17 protein-coding genes are annotated in these 23,801 nt (G+C 70.5%); 8 read left to right on the plus strand and 9 right to left on the minus strand.

All coding sequences use genetic code 11. The annotated features are described in order from the left end of the window. Positions 1-402 precede the first annotated feature (402 nt). Positions 403-852: a PTS sugar transporter subunit IIA gene (locus STSP_RS28550; RefSeq protein WP_067283779.1), complete on the plus strand. Its 450-nt coding sequence runs from the start codon at positions 403-405 to the stop codon at positions 850-852. Between the two features lie 99 nt (positions 853-951). Then, entirely contained in the window at positions 952-2,622 is a 1,671-nt protein-coding gene (gene ptsP / locus STSP_RS28555; protein ID WP_067283780.1) for a phosphoenolpyruvate--protein phosphotransferase, read from the plus strand. 116 nt (positions 2,623-2,738) lie between these two features. On the opposite strand, the gene STSP_RS28560 is transcribed toward ptsP, so the two are convergent. Both STSP_RS28560 and STSP_RS28565 read right to left on the minus strand, forming a co-directional pair. Then, positions 2,739-3,632 (minus strand): hypothetical protein, encoded by an 894-nt coding sequence (locus tag STSP_RS28560; protein WP_067283782.1) that lies wholly within the window; start codon positions 3,630-3,632, stop codon positions 2,739-2,741. Positions 3,633-3,720: 88 nt separating this feature from the next. Further along, complete coding sequence (locus STSP_RS28565; RefSeq protein WP_067283784.1) at positions 3,721-5,688, minus strand: acetoacetate--CoA ligase; 1,968 nt, start codon at positions 5,686-5,688, stop codon at positions 3,721-3,723. A 210-nt stretch (positions 5,689-5,898) separates the two neighbouring features. On the opposite strand from STSP_RS28565, the gene STSP_RS28570 reads away from it, so the two are divergent. Further along, complete coding sequence (locus STSP_RS28570; RefSeq protein WP_078067584.1) at positions 5,899-8,265, plus strand: glycoside hydrolase family 31 protein; 2,367 nt, start codon at positions 5,899-5,901, stop codon at positions 8,263-8,265. Positions 8,266-8,336: 71 nt separating this feature from the next. Here the strand turns inward: STSP_RS28570 and STSP_RS28575 are convergent, their stop codons facing one another. After that, entirely contained in the window at positions 8,337-8,876 is a 540-nt protein-coding gene (locus tag STSP_RS28575) for an NUDIX domain-containing protein (protein ID WP_067283787.1), read from the minus strand. Positions 8,877-9,045: 169 nt separating this feature from the next. Continuing rightward, positions 9,046-9,855, minus strand: a complete 810-nt coding sequence (locus STSP_RS28580; RefSeq protein ID WP_067283791.1) for a M15 family metallopeptidase — start codon at positions 9,853-9,855, stop codon at positions 9,046-9,048. Positions 9,856-10,060: 205 nt separating this feature from the next. Here STSP_RS28580 and STSP_RS28585 point away from each other — a divergent pair, with 205 nt between their 5' ends. The 4 genes from STSP_RS28585 (at position 10,061) to glpK (ending at position 14,430) form a co-directional block, all read left to right on the plus strand. Continuing rightward, on the plus strand, positions 10,061-10,552 hold the full coding sequence (locus STSP_RS28585) for a Zn-ribbon domain-containing OB-fold protein (RefSeq protein WP_067283792.1): 492 nt from the start codon (positions 10,061-10,063) through the stop codon (positions 10,550-10,552). Then, entirely contained in the window at positions 10,549-11,739 is a 1,191-nt protein-coding gene (locus tag STSP_RS28590; RefSeq protein WP_067283794.1) for a lipid-transfer protein, read from the plus strand. Before STSP_RS28585 ends, STSP_RS28590 begins: the two co-directional genes overlap by 4 nt. Positions 11,740-12,155: 416 nt before the next feature. Further along, on the plus strand, positions 12,156-12,905 hold the full coding sequence (locus STSP_RS28595; protein WP_067283795.1) for an MIP/aquaporin family protein: 750 nt from the start codon (positions 12,156-12,158) through the stop codon (positions 12,903-12,905). Between the two features lie 13 nt (positions 12,906-12,918). Continuing rightward, positions 12,919-14,430, plus strand: coding sequence for a glycerol kinase GlpK (gene glpK / locus STSP_RS28600; RefSeq protein WP_067283797.1), 1,512 nt, complete (start codon positions 12,919-12,921; stop codon positions 14,428-14,430). Between the two features lie 73 nt (positions 14,431-14,503). On the opposite strand, the gene STSP_RS28605 is transcribed toward glpK, so the two are convergent. Genes STSP_RS28605 through STSP_RS28625 form a run of 5 tightly spaced genes read right to left on the minus strand, consistent with a single transcriptional unit; the run spans position 14,504 to position 22,709 of the window. Further along, positions 14,504-15,109 carry a GTP-binding protein gene (locus STSP_RS28605; RefSeq protein WP_067283798.1) on the minus strand — a complete coding sequence of 202 codons (606 nt, stop codon included), beginning with the start codon at positions 15,107-15,109 and terminating at the stop codon, positions 14,504-14,506. Positions 15,110-15,126: 17 nt separating this feature from the next. Continuing rightward, on the minus strand, positions 15,127-18,900 hold the full coding sequence (locus STSP_RS28610; protein WP_198547449.1) for a hydantoinase B/oxoprolinase family protein: 3,774 nt from the start codon (positions 18,898-18,900) through the stop codon (positions 15,127-15,129). Positions 18,901-18,924: 24 nt separating this feature from the next. After that, the gene (locus STSP_RS28615; RefSeq protein WP_067283799.1) at positions 18,925-19,329 is read right to left on the minus strand and encodes a DUF742 domain-containing protein; all 405 of its coding nucleotides are present in this window, start codon (positions 19,327-19,329) and stop codon (positions 18,925-18,927) included. 9 nt (positions 19,330-19,338) lie between these two features. After that, a complete protein-coding gene (locus STSP_RS28620) occupies positions 19,339-19,779 on the minus strand; it encodes a roadblock/LC7 domain-containing protein (protein ID WP_067283800.1) in 441 nt (146 codons plus the stop codon). Beyond that, the gene (locus tag STSP_RS28625) at positions 19,776-22,709 is read right to left on the minus strand and encodes a nitrate- and nitrite sensing domain-containing protein (RefSeq protein ID WP_067283802.1); all 2,934 of its coding nucleotides are present in this window, start codon (positions 22,707-22,709) and stop codon (positions 19,776-19,778) included. Before STSP_RS28625 ends, STSP_RS28620 begins: the two co-directional genes overlap by 4 nt. Before the next feature lie 459 nt (positions 22,710-23,168). On the opposite strand from STSP_RS28625, the gene STSP_RS28630 reads away from it, so the two are divergent. Further along, a complete protein-coding gene (locus STSP_RS28630; protein ID WP_067283803.1) occupies positions 23,169-23,690 on the plus strand; it encodes a hypothetical protein in 522 nt (173 codons plus the stop codon). The last annotated feature ends 111 nt before the right edge of the window (positions 23,691-23,801 follow it).

A 23,801-nucleotide genomic window follows, 5' to 3' on the forward strand; every position in this document is an offset into this window, starting at 1 on the left:
CGTTTCCGACTCTATCAGATCTTTCCGATCCGATTTCCTCGGTGCTTTCCAGGTTTTCGCTTTCGCGTTTCCCTTTCCGGCGGTGTGAAACTCTAGCAGGTCTTTTTCGACTCTCAGACCACAGTCACCTGCGGACATGCAGAATCGGATCCAATTATCTGGATCTGACGCTGTAGATGTCCCCGGGCTGCGACGTTGGCACGTCCGCTCACCCCGGCGGGTCTACGACTGTACCTCCGTGCGCGGAGCACATGCAAACCGATTGGGGCGCCGCTCGGACCCGGCAACCAAGGCCTCTCGTGCGGAACCGGCACTTCTTATGACCTACCCTGCTGAACAGTGTGCCCCCCGGGACAGCCTGGTGGTGGCGCGGTCGACTCTCCACCCCTGGGAGGCTTGCCCATGACCAGCGTGACGTCCCCTCTCGCCGGACGCGTCATAGGACTCTCTGCTGTACCGGATCCGGTGTTCTCGGGCGCGATGGTGGGCCCGGGCACCGCCATCGATCCGGTGCGCGAGCCCTCCGAGGCCGTCGCGCCTGTGAACGGCATTGTGGTGTCGCTGCACCCGCATGCGTTCGTCGTGGTCGACGAGGAGGGTCGCGGTGTGCTGACCCACCTCGGTATCGACACTGTTCAGCTCGGTGGCGAGGGCTTCGAGCTGCTGGTCAGCAAGGGCGACACTGTGCAGCGCGGTCAGGCCATGGTCCGATGGGACCCGGCTGCGGTCGAGGCTGCTGGTAAGTCCCCGGTGTCCCCCGTCGTGGCCCTCGAAGCCACCACAGAGTCCCTCTCCGACGTAGTAGAGGACGGCGACGTAAAGGCCGGCCAGCCCCTCTTCAGCTGGAAGTGACGTCCGCTCCCGCTTGGAGCCACCTCTGCGCCCACGTAGGCGCCAGACACAACAACCACCGCGGCGGGCAAGGTCCGCCGCTCTATCGGAGACGGTGACATGGAGACAACGCTGCGCGGCGTCGGCGTCAGCCACGGTGTGGCTGTCGGCGAGGTCCGGCACATGGGGACGGCGGTGCTCGAGCCGCCTGCCAAGCAGATTCCCGCGGAGGAGGCGGAGCGTGAGCAGGGGCGCGCCCGTCAGGCCGTGGAGGCTGTGGCGGCCGACCTCATCGCTCGCGGCAATCTGGCCGGTGGCGAGGCTCAGGCGGTCCTCGAGGCGCAGGCCATGATGGCCCAGGACCCGGAGCTCATGGCGGACGTGGAGCGGCGTATCGCGGTCGGGAGCACGGCCGAGCGCGCGGTCTATGACGCGTTTGCCGCTTATCGGGCGTTGCTTGCGGGGGCCGGGGAGTATCTGGCCGGGCGTGTGGCGGACCTCGACGACGTGCGGAATCGTATCGTCGCGCGGCTGCTCGGCGTTCCGATGCCGGGTGTGCCGGACAGTGACGAGCCGTACGTGCTGATAGCCCGGGATCTCGCCCCGGCAGACACGGCCCTGCTCGACCCGACGCTGGTGCTCGGTTTCGTGACCGAGGAGGGTGGGCCGACCAGTCACAGTGCGATTCTTGCGCGGGCGCTCGGCGTTCCGGCTGTCGTTGCTCTTCCGGGCGCGGGTGAGCTGGCCGAGGGCACTGTGATCGCCGTGGACGGCAGCACCGGGGAGATATTCGTCGAGCCGAGCGCGGAGAAGCGGGCGGCGCTGGAGGCCGCGGCCGCGGAGCGCAAGGCGGCGCTCGCCGCGTCGAGCGGGCCGGGCGCGACCTCCGACGGGCACAAGGTGCCGCTGCTGGCCAACGTCGGCGGTCCTGCGGATGTGCCGGCCGCCGTGGAGGCCGGTGCGGAGGGTGTGGGTCTGTTCCGTACCGAGTTCCTCTTCCTCGACGACAGCAAGCAGGCGCCGTCGGAGGAGAAGCAGGTCGAGGCGTACCGCCAGGTGCTCGAGGCGTTTCCCGAGGGCCGTGTCGTGGTGCGTGTGCTGGATGCCGGTGCCGACAAGCCGCTGGACTTCCTGACGCCGGCCGACGAGCCGAACCCGGCGCTGGGCGTACGGGGTCTGCGTACGCTGCTCGACCACCCCGAGGTGCTGCGTACCCAGCTCACCGCGCTGGCCAAGGCCGCGGAGGGGCTACCGGTGTATCTCGAGGTCATGGCGCCGATGGTCGCGGACCGCATCGATGCGAAGGCGTTCGCGGACGCGTGCCGGGAGGCGGGACTGCAGGCGAAGTTCGGCGCGATGGTGGAGATTCCGTCGGCTGCGCTGCGCGCGCGGTCGATTCTCCAGGAGGTCGAGTTCCTGTCGCTGGGCACCAATGACCTCGCGCAGTACACCTTCGCCGCGGACCGTCAGGTGGGTGCGGTGTCGCGCCTGCAGGATCCGTGGCAGCCCGCGCTGCTCGACCTGGTCGCGCTGGCCGCGGAGGCGGCGAAGGCCGAGGGCAAGAGCTGTGGTGTCTGTGGTGAGGCGGCATCGGACCCGCTGCTCGCCTGTGTGCTGACCGGTCTGGGGGTCACCTCGCTTTCGATGGGTGCGGCGTCCATTCCCTATGTGCGCGCGACTCTGGCCAAGTACACGCTGGCGCAGTGCGAGCGTGCCGCGGCAGCCGCCCGTGCTGCAGACAGCGCGGAAGAGGCGCGGACGGCGGCTCAGGGGGTGCTGTCCGGCGAATAGCCCGGAATGCCGGAATAGTCGTTCCGGGGCGTCGGACTAGGAATACGTCCGAGCCTTCGGAGGGCCGTTGCAAGGGCGCTCCACCTGCGGTGCAGTGGGTGGGGCGCCCTCGCCGTTCAGTGCTGGTGGACCATTCCGGGGTCGTCCTCGCCGAGATCCGGCGGAGTGCAGTAGTCGACGCCTGATTCCGGGCCGATGAGGTCTCCGGATTCGATGTCGGTGCAGTAGGCGTCGAAGACTTCGGCCGCGGTGAGGGGCTGCAAGCCGCCTCCTTGCAGGCGCCAGCCGTAGACCTTGTCGCTGGAGCCGCTACCGCTCGTACGCATGACCAGTCCGCCGGGACTGTCCGTGGCGATGCCTGCGGCGAGGACTGTGGTGAATTCCAGGGCCTCGGTCTCGTCCAGCCGCGTGGTGCCGTCGGTGTCCCCTTCGCTGCTCAGTACGGCGAGGAGCGGTTCCGTGTCGGTGGCGACGCTGCACACGAGGTGCCGATGCCCGGGCGCTGCCGTGTCGAGGACCCGGACGAGCAGCTCCGAGGCGCGGACGAAGGCGGCCCGCCCGATGTCCTCGCCGCAGGAGGCGCAGGCGCCGATGCCGGCCAGCAGGGTAGTCGCGTACTCCCAGGTGGTGTGTCGAAGGGCCTCGTCGACGAGGTCCGGCACCAGGTCGGCGAGAGGCTGGCCCTCGTACGGGACGGTCGCGCCGGTGGCAGCGAGTTCCGCGGTGAAGCGTGTGCGGCTTGCGGGTGTGTCGGGTTCCAGGCCGGTCTCGGCGCAGAAGCCCTCGTACTCCTCGGGGTCGAAGAGGGCGACGGAGGTGTGCCGGCCCTGGTCTGCCAGCGTACTCAGCAGGGTCTCGACCTGCTGGAGGTACGTCTCGTGGTCGTCGAAGGTGAAGGTGCGGTACCGCCGCATCGCACTGAAGTCGTGCTCGTCGGCCAGCAGGCCGATGGTGCCGGCGACTTCGCGGTGCAGAACGTGCGGCGTGGTGCCGTGCCGGGTGAGCCCCATGATTCCCCCTGTGTGCGGTGATCCAATGCTCACTCACCGTAACGGGCGGCACTGACAATGCCGGTTCGAGGCCGCCTCCCGGGAGCGGTCAGCCGCGTTTGCGTGCCAGGTCCTCGTAGAACCGGAGCAGGTCGAGGCTGTCCACGGAGCCCGGGTTGACCGCCTTGTCCAGGGGCGTGCCCTGGAGGAGGCGCTTGACAGGGACCTCGATGCGCTTGCCCGTGAGGGTGTGCGGGACGCCGGGGACCTCGATGATCTCGTCAGGAACGTGGCGCGGGGAGAGCTCCTCGCGGATGGTCTGCTTGATGCGCGCCCTCAGGTCGTCGTCGAGGGTGGTGCCGGGCGCCAGGTGTACGAAGAGGGGCATCCAGTAGCCGCCGTCGGGCTGTTCGATGCCGATGACGAGGGACTCGCGGATCTCGGGGAGGCGTTCGACGGCTTCGTAGATGTCGGCGGAGCCCATGCGCACGCCCTGGCGGTTGAGCGTCGAGTCGGAGCGTCCGTGGATGATCACCGAGCCGCGGGAGGTGACGGTCGTCCAGTCGCCGTGGCGCCAGACACCCGGGTAGGTGTCGAAGTAGCTGTCGTGGTAGCGGCTGCCGTCGGGGTCGTTCCAGAAGTAGATCGGCATGGACGGCATGGGGTTGGTGACCACGAGCTCGCCGACTTCATCGGTGAGCGGCTTGCCGTTCGGGTCCCATGCCTGCAGGTCGGTGCCCAGGCAGGGCGCCTGGAGTTCGCCGATGTACACCGGCAGCGTGGGGACGGCTCCTGCGAAGCAGGAGCAGACGTCCGTGCCGCCACTCACGGAGGCGATCCACAGGTCGTCGCGCACCTCGTCGTGAAGCCAGCGGAAGCCGTCGGGCGGCAGCGGGGAGCCGGTCGTGGCGACGCACTGCACCTTGGAGAGGTCGAAGTCGCGTGAGGGGTGGACGCCGGCCTTGCGGCAGGCCATGACGTACGCGGCCGAGGTGCCGAAGAGCGTGGCTCCGGTGCGTTCGGCGACGCGCCACTGGGCGGCCGTGTCGGGGTGGCCGGGGCTGCCGTCGTACAGGACGATCGTGGTGCCGGTGAGCAGGCCGGAGACGAGGAAGTTCCACATCATCCAGCCCGTGGATGTGTACCAGAAGAAACGGTCGTCCGGCCCCAGGTCGCAGTGCAGGCCTAGCTGCTTGTAGTGCTCCAGGAGGATGCCGCCCTGGGACTGGACGATGGCCTTGGGCAGCCCTGTGGTGCCGGACGAGTAGAGCACCCAGAGCGGGTGGTCGAACGGGACCTGTTCGTACGCGGGGGCCACGTCCGCGCTCGTGAGCGCCGCCCATTCGAGGGCGCCTTCGGGGGCCTCGGTGCCGAGTAGCGGGATGTGGACGACGGCGCGCAGGGTGGGCAGCTCGCGGCGCAGTTCGGCGACCGTGTCGCGGCGGTCGTGTTCCTTGCCGCCGTAGCGGTAGCCGTCGACGGTGAAGAGCACGACGGGCTCGACCTGCTGGAAGCGGTCGAGGACGCTGCGGGCGCCGAAGTCGGGGGCGCAGGAGGTCCAGACGGCGCCGACGGCCGCGGTGGCGAGGAGGGCGACGGCGGCCTGCGGGATGTTGGGCAGGTAGCCACTGACGCGGTCGCCAGGTCGTACGCCGATGGCGCGCAGCTCGGCCGCCAGGGAGCCGACCTGGCGGCGCAGCTCGGCCCAGGTCACCGGGCGTGGTTCGTGGGTCTCGTCCACGGCGAGGATCGCCGGCTCGTCCGGGCGTGTGTCGGCGGCTCGCAGTGCGTGTTCGGCGTAGTTGAGGGTGGCGCCTGGGAACCATTCGGCGCCGGGCATGGAGCGGTCGCCCAGCACGCGCGCGTAGGGCGTCGAGAAGCGGATGTCGAACCACTCGGCGACGGCCTTCCAGAACGTCTCCAGCTCGTCGACGGACCAGCGGTGCAGTCCGGCGTAGCCGCCTTCGGCGGGTGCTCCGTGGTGCTCGGCCGCCCACGCCTGGAACCGGGTGATCTGCGCGGAGGCGATGAACTCCTGGTCGGGCTGCCAGAGCGGTGTGGGGTTCGCTGAGGACATGGGGCGGCTCCCAAGCTGTGCGCGTCGTGTGCGCCTGTCGTGCACCGGCGGTGTGCGGGTAAGGCGGCTGCTACGGACGATGCCATGTGATCGACTTCCACACCAGGGCTCGTCCCACATAGTCGTGATCGTGAAGATGTGCCGTTCCCACAGGTGAACGGGAGTTGAACGCCTCACGCGCGCGTGGGCCGCAGTGGCAGGGTGATCACTATGGACGGTCGTGGCCTCGTGCGTGCGGTGAAGGCGGTCGGTGTGGTGGGGGTGGCGCAGGGCGTTCGGGCGGTGCGGGCGGCGTGGCGGAGACGGCGTACGGATGCTGCGGGACTGCCGGCGCGCGGAGCAGAGCGGGCCCGCGTCCCCGGGCTCGTGACGGGCGCGGATCCGGGGCCGGGCGGCGGGGTGATCCGCTTCGAGCGCTCCGAGCTGCAGGTGATGGTCACGGCGGCCGGTGCGGCGTTCTGGGGCTGGGACGGAGCCGGCCCCGAGCCGTCGTACGCGCTGGCGGGCCCCTGCCCGGAGCCGGATCCGCGGGCCGTCCTGGAACCGGACACGGACGGCGGATGGCGGGTGGTGGCGGAGCGGGTCACGGTGGCCGTCTCGCGGCACGGCGCCGTCGAGGTGCGCACCCCGGGCGGGGTCTTACTGCGCCGGGACCTGCCGCCCCGCTGGTGGGAGCCCCGCGAGGGCGGCGTCGCCCGCTGGGTGCAGCGGTCGGAGGTGACGGCGGACGCACGGTTCTTCGGACTGGGCGGGCGCGCTTCGGGGCCGCGGCTGCGGAACGGGACGTACCGGCTGTGGAACACCGATCCCGGCCGTGCGTTCGGACCCGCCGAGGACCCGCTGTACATCACCATGCCGGTGCAGATGGTGGTGGCGGACGCCGGCACGCACCTGGCCTTCCACGACTCCACGTGGGACGGCACGGTGGTGCTGCACGAGGGCGAGGAGGGCGCGGGATCCGGGCACGACCGTCCCGGTTCGTGCGAGCTGCGGATGGACGGCGGGCCGCTGCGGTGCTGGGTCGTCGTGGGCGCCCCCGCGCGCGTGCTGCACGTCTGGACGCAGCTCACGGGTGCGCCCGCGGTGCCGCCTGCGTGGGCGCTCGGGCACCATCACGCGCGGTGGGGCTTCGGCACCGAGCAGGAGGTGCGGCGGATCGTCGCCGGATACCGGGAGCGGGGGCTGCCCCTCGACGCGGTCCATCTGGATATCGATCACTACGACGGGCACCGCGTGTTCACGGTCGACCGGGAGCGGTTCCCGAAGCTGCCGGTACTCGTCGAGGAGCTGCACAGGGACGGCACCCGGCTCGTGTCCATCGTCGACCCTGCGGTGAAGGCGGAACCGGGTAACCCCGTGCACGACGCCGGTACGGCTGCGGACGCCTTCGTGCGGGATGCCTCCGGGCGGGCGGTGCCGGGCGTCGTTTGGCCGGGGGACGCGGTGTATCCGGACTTCACAGATCCGCAGGTCCGTGCATGGTGGGGCGGGCTCTACGAGGAGCGTCTGCGGCAGGGGTTCGCGGGCTTCTGGCACGACATGAACGAACCGGTGTCGTTCGCCGCGTTCGGCGAGTCGACGCTGCCGCGCTCGGCACGGCATGCGCTGGACGGCCGCGGCGGGGACCACCGGGAGGCCCACAACGTGTACGGGCTGTGCATGGCCCGCGCGGGATACGAGGGGCTGCGTGAACTGCGGCCTGAGGAGCGGCCGTTCCTGTTCTCGCGCTCGGGGTGGGCGGGGATGCAGCGGTATGGAGGCACCTGGTCCGGGGACGTGGCCACGGGCTGGCCGGGGCTGCGGGCCTCGCTGTCGCTGGTCCTTGGGCTCGGGCTGTGCGGGGTGCCCTACTCGGGACCGGACGTGGGTGGGTTCGACGGCAGCCCGTCACCCGAGCTGTATCTGCGATGGTTCCAGCTGGCCGCGTATCTACCGCTGTTCCGCACCCATGCGGCGCTGCGGGCCGGGCGCAGGGAACCGTGGGAGTTCGGTGCCGAGGTGCTGGAGCACGCGCGCGTGGCGCTCATGGAGCGCCGGCGGCTGCTGCCGTACTTCGTGACGCTGGCGCATCTGGCGCGTCGCACGGGTGCGCCCTATGTGCGGCCCCTGTGGTGGGGGGCGCCCGAGGACCGGGACCTGCGCGACTGTGAGGATGCGTTTCTTCTGGGCGACCACCTTCTGGTGGCGCCGGTCTTCGACCGGGGTGCGGACCGGCGGGCGGTGCGGCTTCCGCCAGGCCGGTGGTACGACACAGTCACCGAGAAGGCCTACGAGGGTCCCGGGCAGGTGCTGCTGGAAGCCCCGCTGTCGCGCATTCCGGTGCTGGCCCGGGCGGGTGCGGTGCTGCCGGTGCGCGGTGCCGACGGTGGGCTCGAACTGGAGGTCTGGGCCCCAGGGCCTGGGCGTACCGGAGGCGGCCTCGTGGTGCCCGATGCGGGCGACGGCTGGGAGGAGCCGGAGACCGAGCGGTACACGGCTCGCTGGGACCGCGACCGCGTGGTGGTGGAGCGGGAAGGGGAGGCCGGCAGGAGCGAGCCCTCGTACCCGGTGCTGGTGCGAGGGCTGGGACCGAGGTGAGCAGTGGTACAAGGAACGGGTGAACGGATCTCCTGAGACGTACTCCGGGGACCGCTCCTTCCCCAGCCTCGTCAGACGTAGCGACCCTCGAACCACGCGCGGACGGCCAAGGTGTGCAGGGGGAAGGCGAGTTCGACGGGTCTGCGCAGAAGGTGCCAGCCCTCCGTCTCGTCCGTCGGCGCGGACGCGGGCAGCTCCAGGGCCGAGCGCTCGGGCAGCAGACCGAACAGCAGCAGGTGTCCGTCCGGCGAGCTCATCGCGTCGGCCAGCCGCACGTCGCGGCTCGCCGCGTCGATGCCCGTCTCCTCCTTGAGCTCGCGGACGACGGCGTGCCGCCAGTCCTCCCGGTGGTCGAGGAAGCCGCCGGGCAGGGCGACGCCTCCGCGCGCGGGCGCGATGCTGCGGGTGATGACGACGAGGCCGGTGCCGGACGAGTCGTACGCGGGCTGAAGCGCGACCGCCACAGGCAGCGGACTGCGGTAGGCCACGGCACCGCAGGCAGAGCAGGTGCGGGGCCAGCCGGGCGCGGCGGCGTCCCCGAAGGGCGTGCCGCAGCTGGAGCAGTGTGAGTCCGGCGTGGTGTTGGAAGAAGAGTGCTGGGATTCGGACACGCCGCGGACTGTATCCGATCGCCTGGCGGCGCATTCTGTCTGATTCTCGTCCCTGATGGACGCTCGGGAGGGCCGCGTGGGCGCTCGGGGAGCGCACGCTCCCCGAGCGCAGGCCGAGCTCGCATGACATGCCGCGGCGGCCCCCGGGGCGGCCGCCCGTCACCGCCCGTCAGTGGTGCGAGGTGAGCGACTTCCGTGACACCGGGAAGTCGAAGTACGTGTCAGGGAACGGCTCAGGCTTGTACGTGAAGTGCCACCACTCCTCGGGGAGATTGACGAAGCCCTGAGCCGCGAGCGTGCTCCTCAGCAGATCGCGGTTGGCGCGCTGTACTCCCTGGATGCGCGGGGAGTCGGTGTGGGAGAGGGTGTCGAAGCAGTCGAATCCGGTGCCCATGTCGACCGAGTTGTCGGGGAAGCGCTCGTCCTGCGGCGCGTAACACGGCACGAGGGGCTCACCGGGGTGATACGGCCTGGTGGGGAGCGCAGGCAGCTTCACGATCGTCACGTCGAGCGTCGAGCCCCGGCTGTGCCCCGACTTCTCCGCGATGTAACCGTCCGCGAACAGGCGCGTCTTGTCGACGTTCGGGTAGAACTCGGCCTTCATGCTCTGGTCGTCGAGGTCCTTCGCCCAGCGGACGAAGTGGTCGACGGCTCGCTGCGGCCGGTAGCAGTCGTAGACCTTGAGCGAATAGCCCTTGCGCAACAGCTGGACCTGAGCGTTGTGCAGGGCTTCGGCCGCCGGGCGGGTGAGGATGCACATCGGCTGCTCGTAGCCGTCCACGCGCTCGCCCACGAAGTTGTGCGGGGTGAAGTATCTGATCTCCTGGAGGATCGACTTGTCGACGTCCTTCAGCGCGACGAACTCCTCCGGGGCCTCGGGTTCGGCGCTCGCCTGGCTGGGGGCGGAGGTGAGGGCCACGGCGAGCAGGGCGGTGGTCGCGGTGACCAGGCCGCGCAGTGCGGAAGACAGTGCTCTCATGCCCCATCCGTATCAGGGCGGTGTTCCGCCGGGAAGACGACCGCATACAAACGGCGGCCGTTCGCGCCCCCTCCCGGAACTCCCTCACGCGTGGCAGACTTCTGACGTTCCGTCAGATTCAATGGCCGGGTTCCGCCAGATACACATGGCCGGGGTCCGTCAGATTCACTGCCGGGGAGGCGCCTTGTCGCGCAAACGCACACCTGTGGTGGCAGGTTGGTTCACGGGGGATGGGACCGACGGAGAAGGAGAGGCCGACTTCCGGCTGCTGGGAACGCGGTGTTCTGCGTGCGCCTCGGTCTTCTTCCCCCGCGAGGACGTCTTCTGCCGCAACCCCGGATGCCCCGGCGGTGAGCTGACCGAGGTGCCCCTGTCCCGTCGGGGCCGCATCTGGTCGTACACCGACAGCCGGTACCGGCCGCCCGCGCCGTACGTCTCGGATCCGGAACTCGAGTGGCAGCCCTGCACGTTGATCGCTGTGGAGCTGGAGGCCGAGCGCATGGTGGTGCTCGGGCAGGGGGCTCCGGGCGTCGCCCTCGCCGATCTGGCCGTCGGGATGGAGGTGGAGGCCGTCCCGGGCGTCCTCAACGAGGACACGGAGACGACATGGACGACGTGGCACTGGCGTCTGACGGGGACGCCGGGGTCGGCGGAAGCGGAGGCTGACGCCAAGGGGGCGGCGGGGGTGGTGGCATGACGGCGGACGTGGCGGTGCTCGGCGCGGGCATGCACCCGTGGGGCAAGTGGGGCCGCAGCTTCGTCGAGTACGGCACGGCGGCTGCACGCGAGGCGCTTGCGGACGCGGGCGTCGACTGGTGCGACATAGGCTCGATCGTCGGCGCGGACACGGTCCGCGGCGGATATCCGGGGTATGTGGCGGGGGCGACGTTCGCGAAGGCGCTGGGCTGGCAGGGCGCGCGCGTGGCGAGCGTCTACGCGGCCTGCGCCTCAGGCGCGCAGGCGATCAGCACGGCACGCGCGCAGATCCTTTCCGGCCTCGCGGACGTCGTCCTGGTCGTCGGTGCCGACGCCGCGCCGAAGGGTTTCTTCCGGCCTGCGGGCGGGGATCGGCCGGACGATCCGGACTGGCTGCGGTTCCGGGTCCTCGGTGCGACCAACCCGGCGTACTTCGGCCTGTACGCGCGCCGCCGGATGGCCGTGCACGGCGACACTCTGGAGGACTTCGCCCAGGTCAAGGTGAAGAATGCAGCCGCTGGGGCGCTCAATCCGCTGGCCCGGTACCGCAAGCGCGTGACCGCTGAGGAAGTCGCCGCGTCCGCGGTCGTCGCCGATCCGCTGCGGCTGCTCGACATCTGTGCGACCTCGGACGGAGGTGCGGCACTGGTGCTGTCCAGCGTGGACTTCGCACGGCGGCACGGAGCGCCGGATCCGGTGCGGATACGCGCGGTGTCCACGGTCACGCCGCGCTTTCCGAACACGGTGCTCGATCTTCCGGACATCGCCACGGACTCCGCGGCCTCGGTGGCTCCGCCCGCCGAGCCGTTCCGGGCGTCCATCGCGCGGGCGGCGTACGAGGAGGCCGGTATAGGCCCGGAGGATCTTTCGCTCGCCGAGGTGTACGACCTGTCAACGGCCCTGGAGCTGCAGTGGTACGAGGATCTGGGCCTGTGCGGCGAGGGTGAGGCGGCGAAGCTGCTCGGTGAGGGGGCCACCGCTCCCGGCGGCCGTATACCCGTCAATCCGAGCGGCGGGCTTGCGTCGTTCGGGGAAGCCGTGCCAGCGCAGGCCATCGCCCAGGTGTGCGAGGTGACCTGGCAGTTGAGGGGCGTGGCAGGTGAGCGGCAGGTGGCGGGCGCGCGCGTGGGGATGACCGCGAACCAGGGGCTGTTCGGGCACGGCTCCTCGGTCATAGCGGTGCGTTGAGGCCGACGCCTCACCGTACGGTACGTCCACGCTCGCCGACGCGGCCGCGGCCGGCGTCCGACGGAACAGGAGGCTCCACCACCGGTTGGGTCTCCTCCGCGCCACCGGCCAATGGTTCGCGTCCGCGACCTTGACGCCCCCACACCACCGGTGAACACTTCCGGGTGTCAGTCGGCATCGCCGCACATCGGCTGCCCGGCCAACCCAGGGCTCTGCCAGGCCTCGGCTACCCCATCGCCGCAGGTCCAGGCCATCTCCACTGGCGCTACGGGCGATTCGGCTGCGAGGGCACGCTCATCACAGAGGCCGGGCGGGGCACGGGACTCCCTGCCCAGGGCTCACACAGGCACGGGAAACGCACCCTGCACGGAGCACCGGGGCGGAGAACCCGCCGCGGGCCAGGCCTAGGAGCCGCCATGAGCAACGGAGACATCTTCTTAGGTGAACTGATCGGCACCGCGATCCTGATTCTCTTCGGCGCCGGCGTGTGCGCCGCCGTCACCCTCAACCACTCGAAGGCCAAGGCGTCGGGGTGGACCGTCATCGCCTTCGGATGGGGCTTCGGTGTGCTGGCGGGCGCGTACACCGCCGCCCCGCTCTCGGGCGGCCAGCTCAATCCGGCCGTCACGATCGGCATCGCCGTCGACACCGGCAACTGGGACAAGGTCCCGCTCTATCTGCTCGGCCAGATGGTCGGCGCCATGCTGGGAGCCGTACTCGCCTACCTCGTGTACCTGGCGCAGTTCCAGGCCAACGTCCGCAAGGAGGGCACGACGAAGGGAACGGTGGACGAGCCGACCGCGACGTTGGGCATCTTCTCCACCATCCCGGAGATCCGGAACCCGGTCGCCAACCTCATCACCGAGATCATCGCGACGATCGGCCTGGTGCTGCCGATCCTCGCCTTCGGGCTGACGAAGGGGCTCGGCGAGTCCGGCACGCTCGTGCTGATCGTCTCGCTGCTGGTCGTCGGTATCGGCCTCTGCCTCGGCGGGCCCACGGGATACGCGATCAACCCGGCCCGCGACCTGGGCCCGCGCATCGTGCACTCGTTCCTGCCGATACCCAACAAGGGCACGTCCGACTGGAGTTACGCCTGGGTTCCGGTGGTCGGACCGCTCATCGGCGGAGCCCTGTCGGGACTGATCTACAACGCAGCCTTCTGACGAAGGGGACGCCATGACGGACAAGTTCGTCGCCGCAATCGACCAGGGCACGACCTCCAGCCGCTGCATCATCTTCAACCAGGACGGCGCGATCGTCGCCGTCGACCAGCGCGAACATCGCCAGATCTTCCCCAAGCCCGGCTGGGTGGAGCACGACGCCACCGAGATCTGGTCGAAGGTGCAGGCCGTCGTCGCAGGGGCGATCGCCAAGGCCGGGCTGCGCGCCGACCAGCTCAGTGCGCTCGGTATCACCAACCAGCGCGAGACGACGGTGCTGTGGGACCGCGCCACGGGCAAGCCCGTGCACAACGCCATCGTGTGGCAGGACACCCGTACTTCGGCGCTCTGCACGGAGCTGGGTGGCTCGGACGGGCAGGACCGTTTTCGTGAGCAGACCGGGTTGCCGCTCGCCAGCTACTTCTCCGGGCCCAAGGCCGCCTGGTTGCTGGACAACGTGCCGGGCCTCCGGGCGCGTGCCGAGCGCGGCGAGATCGCCTTCGGCACGATCGACTCCTGGCTGATCTGGAACCTCACGGGCGGCACGGACGGCGGGGTGCACGTCACCGATGTGACCAACGCCGGCCGGACCATGCTGATGAACCTCCAGACGCTGCAGTGGGACCAGTCGATCCTGTCGGCGATGAACGTTCCCGAGGCCGTCCTGCCGGAGATCAGGTCCTCGGCCGAGGTGTACGGAACTGCCGTGGGCCAGCTCGAGGGCGTCCCGGTCGCGTCGGCGCTCGGCGACCAGCAGGCCGCCGTGTTCGGGCAGGCCTGCTACGACACGGGGACGGCCAAGAACACGTACGGCACGGGCAGCTTCCTGCTGCTCAACACCGGGAACCGGCCGGTGCCCTCGAAGAACGGGCTGCTGACGACGATGGGCTACAAGATCGGCAGCGAGGCGCCCGTCTACTGCCTCGAAGGGGCCATCGCGATCACCGGTGCGCTCGTGCAGTGGTTCCGCGACCAGCTCGGGATCATCCGCACCGCCGACGAGATCGAACCGCTGGCGTCGAGCGTGGAGGACAACGGCGGTGCGTACATCGTGCCCGCGTTCTCCGGTCTGTTCGCGCCGTACTGGCGCTCCGACGCGCGAGGTGTCATCACCGGGCTCACCCGGTACGTGACCAAGGCGCATCTGGCGCGTGCCGTGCTGGAGGCGACGAGCTGGCAGACGCGGGAAGTCGTCGACGCCATGTACCAGGACTCGGGAGTGCAGATCACCACCCTCAAGGTGGACGGCGGCATGACCAAGAACAACCTCCTGATGCAGCACCAGGCGGATGTGCTGGGCGTGCCGGTGATCCGGCCCAGGGTCTCCGAGACCACCTGCCTCGGTGCGGCCTACGCCGCCGGTCTGGCGACCGGGGTGTGGAACGACCTGGACGAGCTCAAGACGCACTGGCAGAAGGACGCCGAGTGGACACCCGCCATGGAGACGCAGGTGCGGGACCGTGAGTACGACAACTGGCGCAAGGCGGTCGAGAAGAGCCTCGGCTGGCATGAGGAGAGCGCCGGGTGACCGTCCCCCTGATCGCGCGCCACGCGCGCGTGGAGCGCGGCCCGTACCCCGGTCGGTGGGGGTACGGGCCGCTTCAGCTGGTCACGGCCTGACGGGGGTCGGCGGCGAACGTCATGGCGTGCTCGACGACCTCGATGAGCACTTCCTTGACGGACTGCCGGTCGCGCGCGTCGCAGAGCACGACGGGTACCCCGGGGTCGAGGTCGAGAGCCTGCTGGACCGCGTCCGCCGTGTGACGTTCAGCCCCTTCGAAGCAGTTGACGGCGACGATGAAGGGGATGCGACGGCGCTCGAAGTAGTCGACGGCGGCGAAGCAGTCCTCCAGACGCCGGGTGTCGGCCAGCACGACCGCGCCCAGGGCGCCGGTGGCGAGTTCGTCCCAGAAGAACCAGAAACGGTCCTGCCCGGGCGTGCCGAAGAGATACAGCACCAGGTCCTCGCGCAGCGTGATGCGCCCGAAGTCCATGGCCACGGTGGTGGTGTGCTTGCCCTCCACGCCGTTGGTGTCGTCGACCGGCCGCCCGGCCTCGGTGAGTATCTCCTCGGTGCGCAGCGGCCTGATCTCGCTGACCGCGCCGACGAGGGTCGTCTTGCCCGCGCCGAAGCCGCCGGCAACGAGGATCTTGAGCGTGACGGGCTCGACGGGGGCCTTGCCGCGCGCGGAGCGCCCGAGGATCATCGGTCTCTTCTCCTGACTCACTGTTCACTGCGGTCGGGGTCGCTGGGGTCGTGCGCCGGTGGACCGTATCCGCCACCGCCCGGGGTTTCGATCACGAGTACGTCACCAGGGCGCACCTCGGCGGAGTCGCTGCCCCTCAGCCGGGTCACCGTGCCGTCGGCCCGCTCCACCCGGTGGGAACCGAGGGCCCCTGGCTCCCCGCCCGCCATGCCGTACGGCGCCACCCTGCGGTGCTGGGAGAGTGTGGACACCGTCATCGGTTCGCGGAAGCGGATGCGGCGGACGGCACCGTCCCCGCCGCACCACCGGCCGGCGCCCCCGCTGCCGCGCCGCACGGCGAACTCGTCCAGCAGGACGGGCAGCCGCCACTCCAGGACCTCGGGGTCGGTGAGGCGCGAGTTGGTCATATGGGTCTGGACGACGGATGCGCCGGGGAAGCCGTCGCCCGCGCCGGAGCCCGAGGCCACGGTCTCGTAGTACTGGTACCGCTCGTTGCCGAAGGTGACGTTGTTCATGGTGCCGGAGCCCTCGGCCTGGACGCCCAGGGCGGCGTAGAGGGCGCCGGTGATGGCCTGTGAGGTCTCGACGTTCCCGGCGACCACGGCGGCCGGGGGCTCGGGTGCCAGCATGGAGCCAGGCGGGACGATGATGCGCAGCGGACGCAGACAGCCGTCGTTGAGCGGGATGTCGGCGGCCACCAGAGTGCGGAAGACGTACAGGACGGCGGCGTTGACGACGGAAAACGGTGCGTTGAAGTTGGTGTCGAGCTGGGGGGACGTACCGGTGAAGTCGAGGGTGGCGGACCGGCCCACGCGGTCGACGCGGATGCGCACGCGGATGACGGCGCCGGAGTCGGTCTCATAGGCGTACTCGCCGTCCTCGAGGGCGTCGATGACGCGGCGTACCGCTTCCTCGGCGTTGTCCTGGACGTGCTTCATGTACGCCTGGACGACGTCGAGGCCGAACTCGTCGATCATACGGGCGACTTCGTCGACGCCTTTCTGGTTGGCGGCGATCTGAGCGCGCAGGTCCGCGAGGTTGGTCTTCGGGTTGCGGGACGGGTAGGGCGCCTCGGTGAGCAGGCGGCGCGTCTCCTCCTCGCGGAAGCGGCCGCCCTCGACGAGCAGCCAGTTGTCGAAGAGGACGCCCTCCTCCTCGATGGTGCGGCTGTTCGCGGGCATGGAGCCCGGTGCGATGCCGCCGATCTCGGCGTGGTGTCCGCGCGAGGCGACGTAGAAGAGGATCCGCTCCCCCGCCCTGTCGAAGACCGGGGTGATCACGGTGACGTCGGGGAGGTGGGTGCCGCCGTGGTACGGGTCGTTGATGGCGTAGGCGTCGCCGGGGCGCATGCTGTCGCGGCGGCGCCGGATGACCTCCTTGACGCTGGTGCCCATGGATCCGAGGTGGACGGGGATGTGCGGGGCGTTGGCAACGAGGTTGCCGTCCGGGTCGATGAGGGCGCAGGAGAAGTCGAGCCGCTCCTTGATGTTGACGGACTGGGCGGTCGACTCCAGGCGGGCGCCCATCTGTTCGGCGATGGACATGAAGAGGTTGTTGAAGACCTCGAGGAGGACCGGATCGGCTTCTGTGCCGAAGCGGGAACTCTCCGTAATCGCCACCCGTTCCATGACCAGGTGACCGTCGGGGTTCGTCGCCGCCTGCCAGCCGTCGTCCACGACCGTCGTGGCGCCGGACTCGGTGATGATCGCCGGCCCGGTGACGGGGTGGCCGGGAGGCAGTTCCTCGCGCCGGTGCAGGGGTACGTCGCGCCAGGCGCCGCCCGTGTGCAGCCTGACGGTCTCCGAGGTGCCGGCGGAGGGGGTCCGCTCGGCGAGTGCGGACAGATCGGGGGGTTCGGTGAGACCGGTGGCTTCCACGGAGAGGGCTTCGACGACGACCGGACGGTCGAGGGTGAAGGAGTAGGTGGCGCGATGGCGGTCCTCGAAGGCGCGCTTCATGGCGTCGGGGTCGGAGAGTTCCACGGTGAGCGTGGTGTCCGTGCCGTCATAGCGCAGCTGGGCGCGGCGGGTGACGCGGATGCGCTCGTCGGGCACATCCTCGGCTTGGAGTTCGGCACGGGCGGCGCTCTCCAGGTCGTCGGCGGTCTTGCGGATGCAGGACATCGCGGAGGGTTCGAGGCGGGCCTCGACGGACTGCTCACGCATGGCGGTGGTGTCGGCGAGGCCGATGCCGAGCGCGGAGAGTACGCCGGCCATGGGCGGGACGAGGACGGTGCGGATGCCGAGCGAGTCGGCGACCTTGCAGGCGTGCTGGCCGCCCGCGCCCCCGAAGGTGGTGAGGGCATAGCGGGTGATGTCGTGGCCCTTCTGGACCGAGATCCGCTTCACGGCGTTGGCGATGTTGGCGACGGCGATCTGGAGATAGCCCTCGGCGACCTGTTCGGGGGTGCGGTCGTCGCCGGTCTGCTCGCGGATGTCGTGGGCCAGGGTGGCGAAGCGTTCGTGGACCAGCTCGGCGTCGAGCGGCTGATCGCCGTCGGGGCCGAACACATGCGGGAAATGGGCGGGTTGGATGCGTCCGAGGGCGACGTTGGCGTCGGTGACGGTGAGCGGGCCGCCGTTTCGGTAGCTGGCGGGTCCGGGGTCGGCGCCCGCCGAGTCAGGGCCCACGCGGTAGCGGCTGCCGTCGAAGTGGAGCACGGAGCCGCCGCCTGCGGCGACGGTGTGGATGTCGAGCATGGGCGCGCGCAGCCGCACCCCGGCGATCTGCGTGGTGAAGACCCGTTCGTACTCGCCCGCGAAGTGCGAGACATCGGTGGATGTACCCCCCATGTCGAAGCCGATGACACGGTGGAACCCGGCGAGCTGCGACATGCGGGCCATGCCGACGATGCCGCCCGCGGGCCCGGACAGGATCGCGTCCTTGCCGCGGAACCGACCCGCTTCGGTCAGCCCGCCGTTGGACTGCATGAACATCAGCCGTACGCCTTCGAGCTGGTCGGCGACGTGCTGCACATACCGGCGCAGCACGGGCGACAGATAGGCGTCGACGACGGCCGTGTCCCCGCGCGGCACCAGCTTCATCAGCGGGCTGACCTCGCTGGAGAGTGAGATCTGCGGGAAGCCGATCCGGGCGGCGAGCTCGCCGATCGCGCGCTCGTGCGCCGGGTGGAGATGGCTGTGCATGCAGACCACGGCGACGGAGCGGATCCCGTCGTCGTAGGCCTCCTGCAGCGGGCCTGCCAGGCTCTCCAGGTCCGGGGCGCGCAGTACCTCGCCGTCGGCGGTGATGCGCTCGTCGGCCTCGACGACCCGCTCGTACAGCAGCTCGGGGAGGACGATCTCGCGGGCGAAGATGCGGGGGCGGTTCTGGTAGGCGATGCGCAGGGCATCGCGAAAGCCGCGGGTGATGACGAGGAGCGTGCGGTCGCCCTTGCGTTCCAGGAGGGCGTTGGTGGCGACGGTGGTGCCCATGCGGACGGCGTCGATCGTGGCGTCCTGGGGGTCGCCCCGCTGCAGGGCACCGTCGTGGCCGTCGACGGATCGGCGGTCGTCGTGGCCATCGACGGATCGGCGGTCATCGTGGCCGTCGACGGATCGGCGGTCATCGTGGCCGTCGACGGATCGGCGGTCATCGTGGGCGTCGGCAGCTCCAGGGCCGTCCCGGCCGTCGGCGGCGCTGAGGATCTCGCGGATGCCCGCGACGGCTGCGTCGGCGTAGCGGGGGCTGTCCGACAGGAGCTTGTGGGTGAGCAGGCGGCCGTCCGGGGCCCGGGCGACCACATCCGTGAACGTGCCGCCCCGGTCAACCCAGAACTGCCAGCCTGTCACGCGTCTCACCAGCTTCCGCCCTGCTCAGAGCGCCCGGAGACCGTTGATCACGTCGCGCAGAATACTCTCGTCCGGCAGCTCCGCGGGGGGCACGGGACGCGTCACGTGCACCAGGCCATCATCGGCGAGATCGCCGATGAGGACCCGTACGACACCGATGGGCAGGTCGAGCCCGGCGGCCAGCTCGGCGACCGACTGGGGCGCTTCACGGCAGAGGTCGACGATGTCGACATGCTCCGGGGACAGCATGTGGTCCGTCTCCGGATCGTGCGTCACGTCCTCGGCGACGACCAGGGCGATGAGGTCGAGGCGGTGCTGCCCGGCGCTGCTGGTGCGGCCGCGCGTCATGGCGTACGGACGCACCACGGGTCCGGCGTCGTCGTCGAACCAGTGGGCCCCGCCATGCGTCCCCTGACCGTCTCCGCTCATGCCATCCCACTACCCACCGGGGTGCAGATCGGAGCGCGGCGCCGTGCCCAGATGCACACCGACCCGCTTGACCAGCAGCGTCATCTCGTACGCGATCTGGCCGATGTCGGAGTCGCTGTCGGAGAGCACGGCGAGGCAGCTGCCGTCGCCTGCGGCAGTGACGAAGAGAAATGCCTCGTCGAGCTCGACGACGGTCTGCCGGACGCTGCCCGCGTCGAAGTGGCGGCCGACGCCCTTGGCGAGGCTGTGGAATCCGGAGGCGACGGCGGCCAGATGCTCGGCATCCTCGCGGGTCAGGTCCGCAGAGACGCCGGTGGCGAGACCGTCGCCGGACAGCACGATCGCCTTGCGGATGCTGGCGACGCGCTGGACCAGATCGTCGAGCAGCCAGTTCAGCTCGCCCGAGACCCCGGGCGTCGCGGTGTGGCTGGTGGCCTTCGGTGCGGTCATCGACCGTCCCCCTCAGATGTCGTTCCTTGTGCTGTGCCGTCCGGGGCGTGGTCGCCCGCGGCGTTTTCCTCACGGCCACGCTGCCAGCCCCGCTGGAGCGAGGCCATACGGCTGCGTACCTCTTCGGCGTCGCGTGTGTCGGGGCCCGGGGCGTCACGAGCGGCCTCGCGCTCGGTGCGGCGCTCGGGTCCGGTCTTGAGCTGCGGGGCGAGGCTGGCCTGGCGTATACGGCGCGGCAGCCCACCGCCGCCGCTCGCACCCGGTCCGGCGCCGTTCCCGCTCGGGCCGGCGCCGCTCGGGCCGGCGCCGCTCGGGCCGGCGCCGCTTCCACCTGGTTCCGCGCCGCGTTCCCTCGGGCCGGCGCTGTTCGGCGTCGGGCCGTCGCCGTCGTCTGTCGACTTGTCGCTGTTGTCGCTGTTGTCGCTGTTGTCGCTGTTGTCGCTGTTGTCGCTCGATCGTGTCTCGGGGCGGGCAGCGGCTGCCTCGGTGCGCTTCCGGCGCCGGGGGAGCTGGGGCGTGCCGTCGGACCTGGTCAGCGGTGGCTGTGCGGAACCGGGCGCGGACGGCTGCGCGGGATCGTCCGCCGAAGGTTCGGTGTCGCGCTGCCGCGGGTGCCCGACCGGGCGGCCGTGGGAGCTCACGAGCTTGGGCGTCCTGCGCCGTGGCAACGGCACGGGACCACCGGGGTGGTCCTCGTCGCCCGGGCTCGCGGAACCCAACCGGGCCTCGTGCTCGTCGCGGGCCTGCTGGTGCTGTTCGCTCGGGGGCGCGGCGATGGAGCGACGCGGCCGGAAGATGCCGCCCCGCTCGCTGTCCTCGTCGCCGAGCGCGCCGGGGAAGTCGTCGAGTCCCTCCGTCCCGACCAGTGCTTCCAGCTCCACCGGGCCGTCCAGGACGGCGGGTGACAGCTCCGGCAGCGGTACGGGCAGGGCGGTGAGTCCCGCCGTGCGGTCCGTGCGGCCGCCGTGTGCCTCCCGAGGGGCCAGCTCCTTCGCCTGCGGGCGGTCGAGGCGGAAGCCGACGCCGTTGGTGTCGGGCACGTCGTCGGTGAGCAGGGCGTCAGGGATCAAGACGGTCGCGGTGGTTCCGCCGTAGGGCGACGGCTGCAGCGAGACGCGCACGTTCTGCCGCTGGGCGAGCCGGCTGACCACGAAGAGGCCGAGCCGGTCGGTGTCGGACAGCTCGAACTCCTGGGTCTCGGCGAGCCGCAGATTGGCGTCGAGGAGCGCGTCAGCGGCCATTCCGAGGCCCCGGTCATGGATCTCCAGCGTGAATCCGTTGACGACGCGCTGGCCCACGACCTGCACGGCGGTGTGCGGGGGCGAGAACACGGTGGCGTTCTCGAGGAGTTCGGCCGTCAGATGGGTGAGGTCGGCCACGGCGGGGCCGGTGACGGCGACACGCGGCAGGCGGCGTACCTCGATGCGTTCGTAGTCCTCGACCTCGGCGACGGCCGCGCGGACCACGTCCATGAGCTGGACGGGCTTGCGCCACTGGCGGGACGGGGCGGCGCCGGACAGGATCACCAGGCCCTCGGCGTGCCGCCGCATGCGGGTGGTGAGGTGGTCGAGGCGGAAGAGGTCGGCGAGTTCCTCGGCGTCCTCGGTGCGGCGCTCCATGGCGTCGAGCAGTGTGAGCTGCTTGTGGAGCAGCACCTGGCTGCGGCGGGCGAGGTTCACGAACACCTCGGAGACGCCGTGGCGCAGTTCGGCCTGTTTCACAGCCGCCTCGACGGCTGCCCGCTGAAGGGTGTTGAGCGCCTGGCCGACCTGGCCGATCTCGTTCTTCTCGTACTCGAGCCGGGGCGCCTCGGTCTCCACGTCGACCTGCTCGCCCGCGGCGAGGCGGCGCATCACGCTGGGCAGCCGGACACCGGACGACTCGTGGGCCTCGAGGCTCAGCCGCCGCAGATCGCGCACGAGGTTCCGGCCGATGCGTACGGAGAGGAACAGCGAGAACAGCAGGGCGAGCAGGCCGAGCACTCCGGCGATGCCGGCCTTGACGAGGACGCCGACAGCGGCGGGCTCCACTCGGTCCTGGTAGCGCTCGTCGGCCGCGGTGTTCAACTCGGCGAGATCGGTGAGCGCGTGGCCGGCTGCGCTGTTCCACGTGGTGACGGTGACGCTGCGGGGCATGCGGGGCTCGGAGGTGATGACGGACTGCTCGGCCACGCGGAGCGGAGCCGAGGCCGCGCCCTTCCAGAACCGCTGGTAGCGGTCGCGGTCTTCGTCGGGCAGCAGCGGCAGGTTGATGTTGTACAGCAGGGTGCGCTGCGCCGCGAGGTCGGAGATCTCGCGGATCTCGGCGCGCGTGAGTCGCTGTGCGACCAGCGCTGAGCCGAGCAGGGCGTCCTCCTGGGACAGCAGCTCACGCGCGCGTGCCAGGTTGACCAGTGCGCGGGCCTGCTTGTCCAGCTCCACGTTGTCGATGCCGTGCAGGTTCGCCAGGAACGTGTAGCAGGGTTCGATCAGGCGGTTGTAGAGGCCGAGCGCCTCGGCGCGCGTGATGGCGCGCGTTGCGACGCTGCGGCGCAGGGAGTCGATCCCGTCGAGCGCGTCCAGGACGGTGGTGAGCCGTCTGCTGTTTCCCTGCGAGAGTTCGTCGCGCAGCCCCGGATCCGTTCCGTTCTTGCGGATCTTCTCCACGACCAGGTCCGTCTGTACGCGGCTGTCGCGCAGAGCGGTGACGGCGGCGGAGTCACGGGGGTCTGCCAGGTAGACGAGGGCCTTCCGCCGCTCCTGCTGGATGAGGCGCACGGCGTCCTCGACGGGATAGCCGATTTTGTCGACGACGGTGCCGACCCTGAACAGGTCAGCGGCCTCGCGGCCGGTGAGCGCCGTGGAGAAGCTCCACAGGGCGGTCAGGGAGACCAGCGGTACGAGGAGCAACGCCACGATCTTCCGGCGGATGGACTTCCCGCGAAAGCGCATGGCCTCCCCCAGATCGACCCCCTGCTCCGGGGGTGCACATGTGCGTCAACAAACGGCGTGAGCCTACTACTGACACGTGACCAACTCGAAGACGTGTCCGGATACTTTCACACGACCCCTCCGGATCGCTGTCGCCGGAGTCCTCGCCGGACGGGAGACGGTGTCCCGCAGGTCAGGGGATTGCACGCATTGTCGGCAATCGGGACGGTCGGCCGCTCTCGTGGATTGCGACAGGCGCTCAGTCGGCTGGATTTCCACGCAACTTGGGAATCTTCTCCTCTCCTCGTTCGTCCTTACGTACGGAAACTGAAGGCGGAACGGGCGACTTGTGGGACCCGGCGCATCCGGCGGCGTAAAGCAGTGCAAACCGGGCAGCCAATGAGGGGCCGGATCGAACCGGCACACACCGAGGGGCATGCGGGGCGAGGGGCATGCACGGCCGAGGGGAGTGACGAGTTGATGGGCACGGCAGAGCGGCGCACGAGGTCCGGGCACAGCGCTGCGGCCGGATCCGTGCAGGGATCCGGGGAACTGACGGCAGAGCTCGGAGCGGGTCCCGGCAGGCCCACGGCCGGTGCCGCGCACGGGAAGACGCTCTGGGTGGAGCAACCGGCTCGGCGCCCGCGCATGCCCGATCCGGTACGCACGGCGGCCGTCCGGGCCGTGCTGATAGTGTCCCTGACGCTCATTCAGGCGATGGTCGCCTTCCTGTGCACGCTCACCGGTTCCTGGCTCGCCTTCCCCATGGTGCTCTCCAGCGTGGCCAGCACGGTCGTCGCGACGTGGGGCGTGCTGGACGTGTGGGTCACCCGTCAGGTGTGGAACCAGCGGCACGGCGTCGTGTCGACGCCGAGCAGCACGGCCCGCCGGATACGCCGTGAGCGCCGCCGCGCCCGCAGGCAGGCCCGGGCGGTGAGCCGGGACCAGGAGCGGATACAGAGGCGGGGCGGCCGGGGGCAGTTGTCGCACACGCACACCTAGTCCGGCGGCACCCATACCGGTTGTCGGGCGCGACGGTGTGCTGCGAAGCTCACCGCCGCGCCGCGGCGCCTGCCCCGGCCGACACGATGTGCGGACCGGTCATCCCAGGTG

Source organism: Streptomyces jeddahensis, from assembly GCF_001642995.1.
Classification (GTDB): Bacteria; Actinomycetota; Actinomycetes; order Streptomycetales; family Streptomycetaceae; genus Streptomyces; species Streptomyces jeddahensis.

What these genes read in the sequence shown, in the direction of transcription:
- STSP_RS28550 (WP_067283779.1), top strand. Translation starts at nt 403, where the DNA reads ATGACCAGCGTGACGTCCCCTCTCGCCGGACGCGTCATAGGACTCTCT.
- STSP_RS28625 (WP_067283802.1), bottom strand. Translation starts at nt 22,709, where the DNA reads ATGCGCTTTCGCGGGAAGTCCATCCGCCGGAAGATCGTGGCGTTGCTC.
- STSP_RS28590 (WP_067283794.1), top strand. Translation starts at nt 10,549, where the DNA reads ATGACGGCGGACGTGGCGGTGCTCGGCGCGGGCATGCACCCGTGGGGC.
- STSP_RS28615 (WP_067283799.1), bottom strand. Translation starts at nt 19,329, where the DNA reads ATGAGCGGAGACGGTCAGGGGACGCATGGCGGGGCCCACTGGTTCGAC.
- STSP_RS28570 (WP_078067584.1), top strand. Translation starts at nt 5,899, where the DNA reads ATGGACGGTCGTGGCCTCGTGCGTGCGGTGAAGGCGGTCGGTGTGGTG.
- glpK (WP_067283797.1), top strand. Translation starts at nt 12,919, where the DNA reads ATGACGGACAAGTTCGTCGCCGCAATCGACCAGGGCACGACCTCCAGC.
- STSP_RS28560 (WP_067283782.1), bottom strand. Translation starts at nt 3,632, where the DNA reads ATGGGGCTCACCCGGCACGGCACCACGCCGCACGTTCTGCACCGCGAA.
- STSP_RS28620 (WP_067283800.1), bottom strand. Translation starts at nt 19,779, where the DNA reads ATGACCGCACCGAAGGCCACCAGCCACACCGCGACGCCCGGGGTCTCG.
- STSP_RS28605 (WP_067283798.1), bottom strand. Translation starts at nt 15,109, where the DNA reads ATGATCCTCGGGCGCTCCGCGCGCGGCAAGGCCCCCGTCGAGCCCGTC.
- STSP_RS28580 (WP_067283791.1), bottom strand. Translation starts at nt 9,855, where the DNA reads ATGAGAGCACTGTCTTCCGCACTGCGCGGCCTGGTCACCGCGACCACC.
- STSP_RS28595 (WP_067283795.1), top strand. Translation starts at nt 12,156, where the DNA reads ATGAGCAACGGAGACATCTTCTTAGGTGAACTGATCGGCACCGCGATC.
- STSP_RS28565 (WP_067283784.1), bottom strand. Translation starts at nt 5,688, where the DNA reads ATGTCCTCAGCGAACCCCACACCGCTCTGGCAGCCCGACCAGGAGTTC.
- ptsP (WP_067283780.1), top strand. Translation starts at nt 952, where the DNA reads ATGGAGACAACGCTGCGCGGCGTCGGCGTCAGCCACGGTGTGGCTGTC.
- STSP_RS28630 (WP_067283803.1), top strand. Translation starts at nt 23,169, where the DNA reads ATGGGCACGGCAGAGCGGCGCACGAGGTCCGGGCACAGCGCTGCGGCC.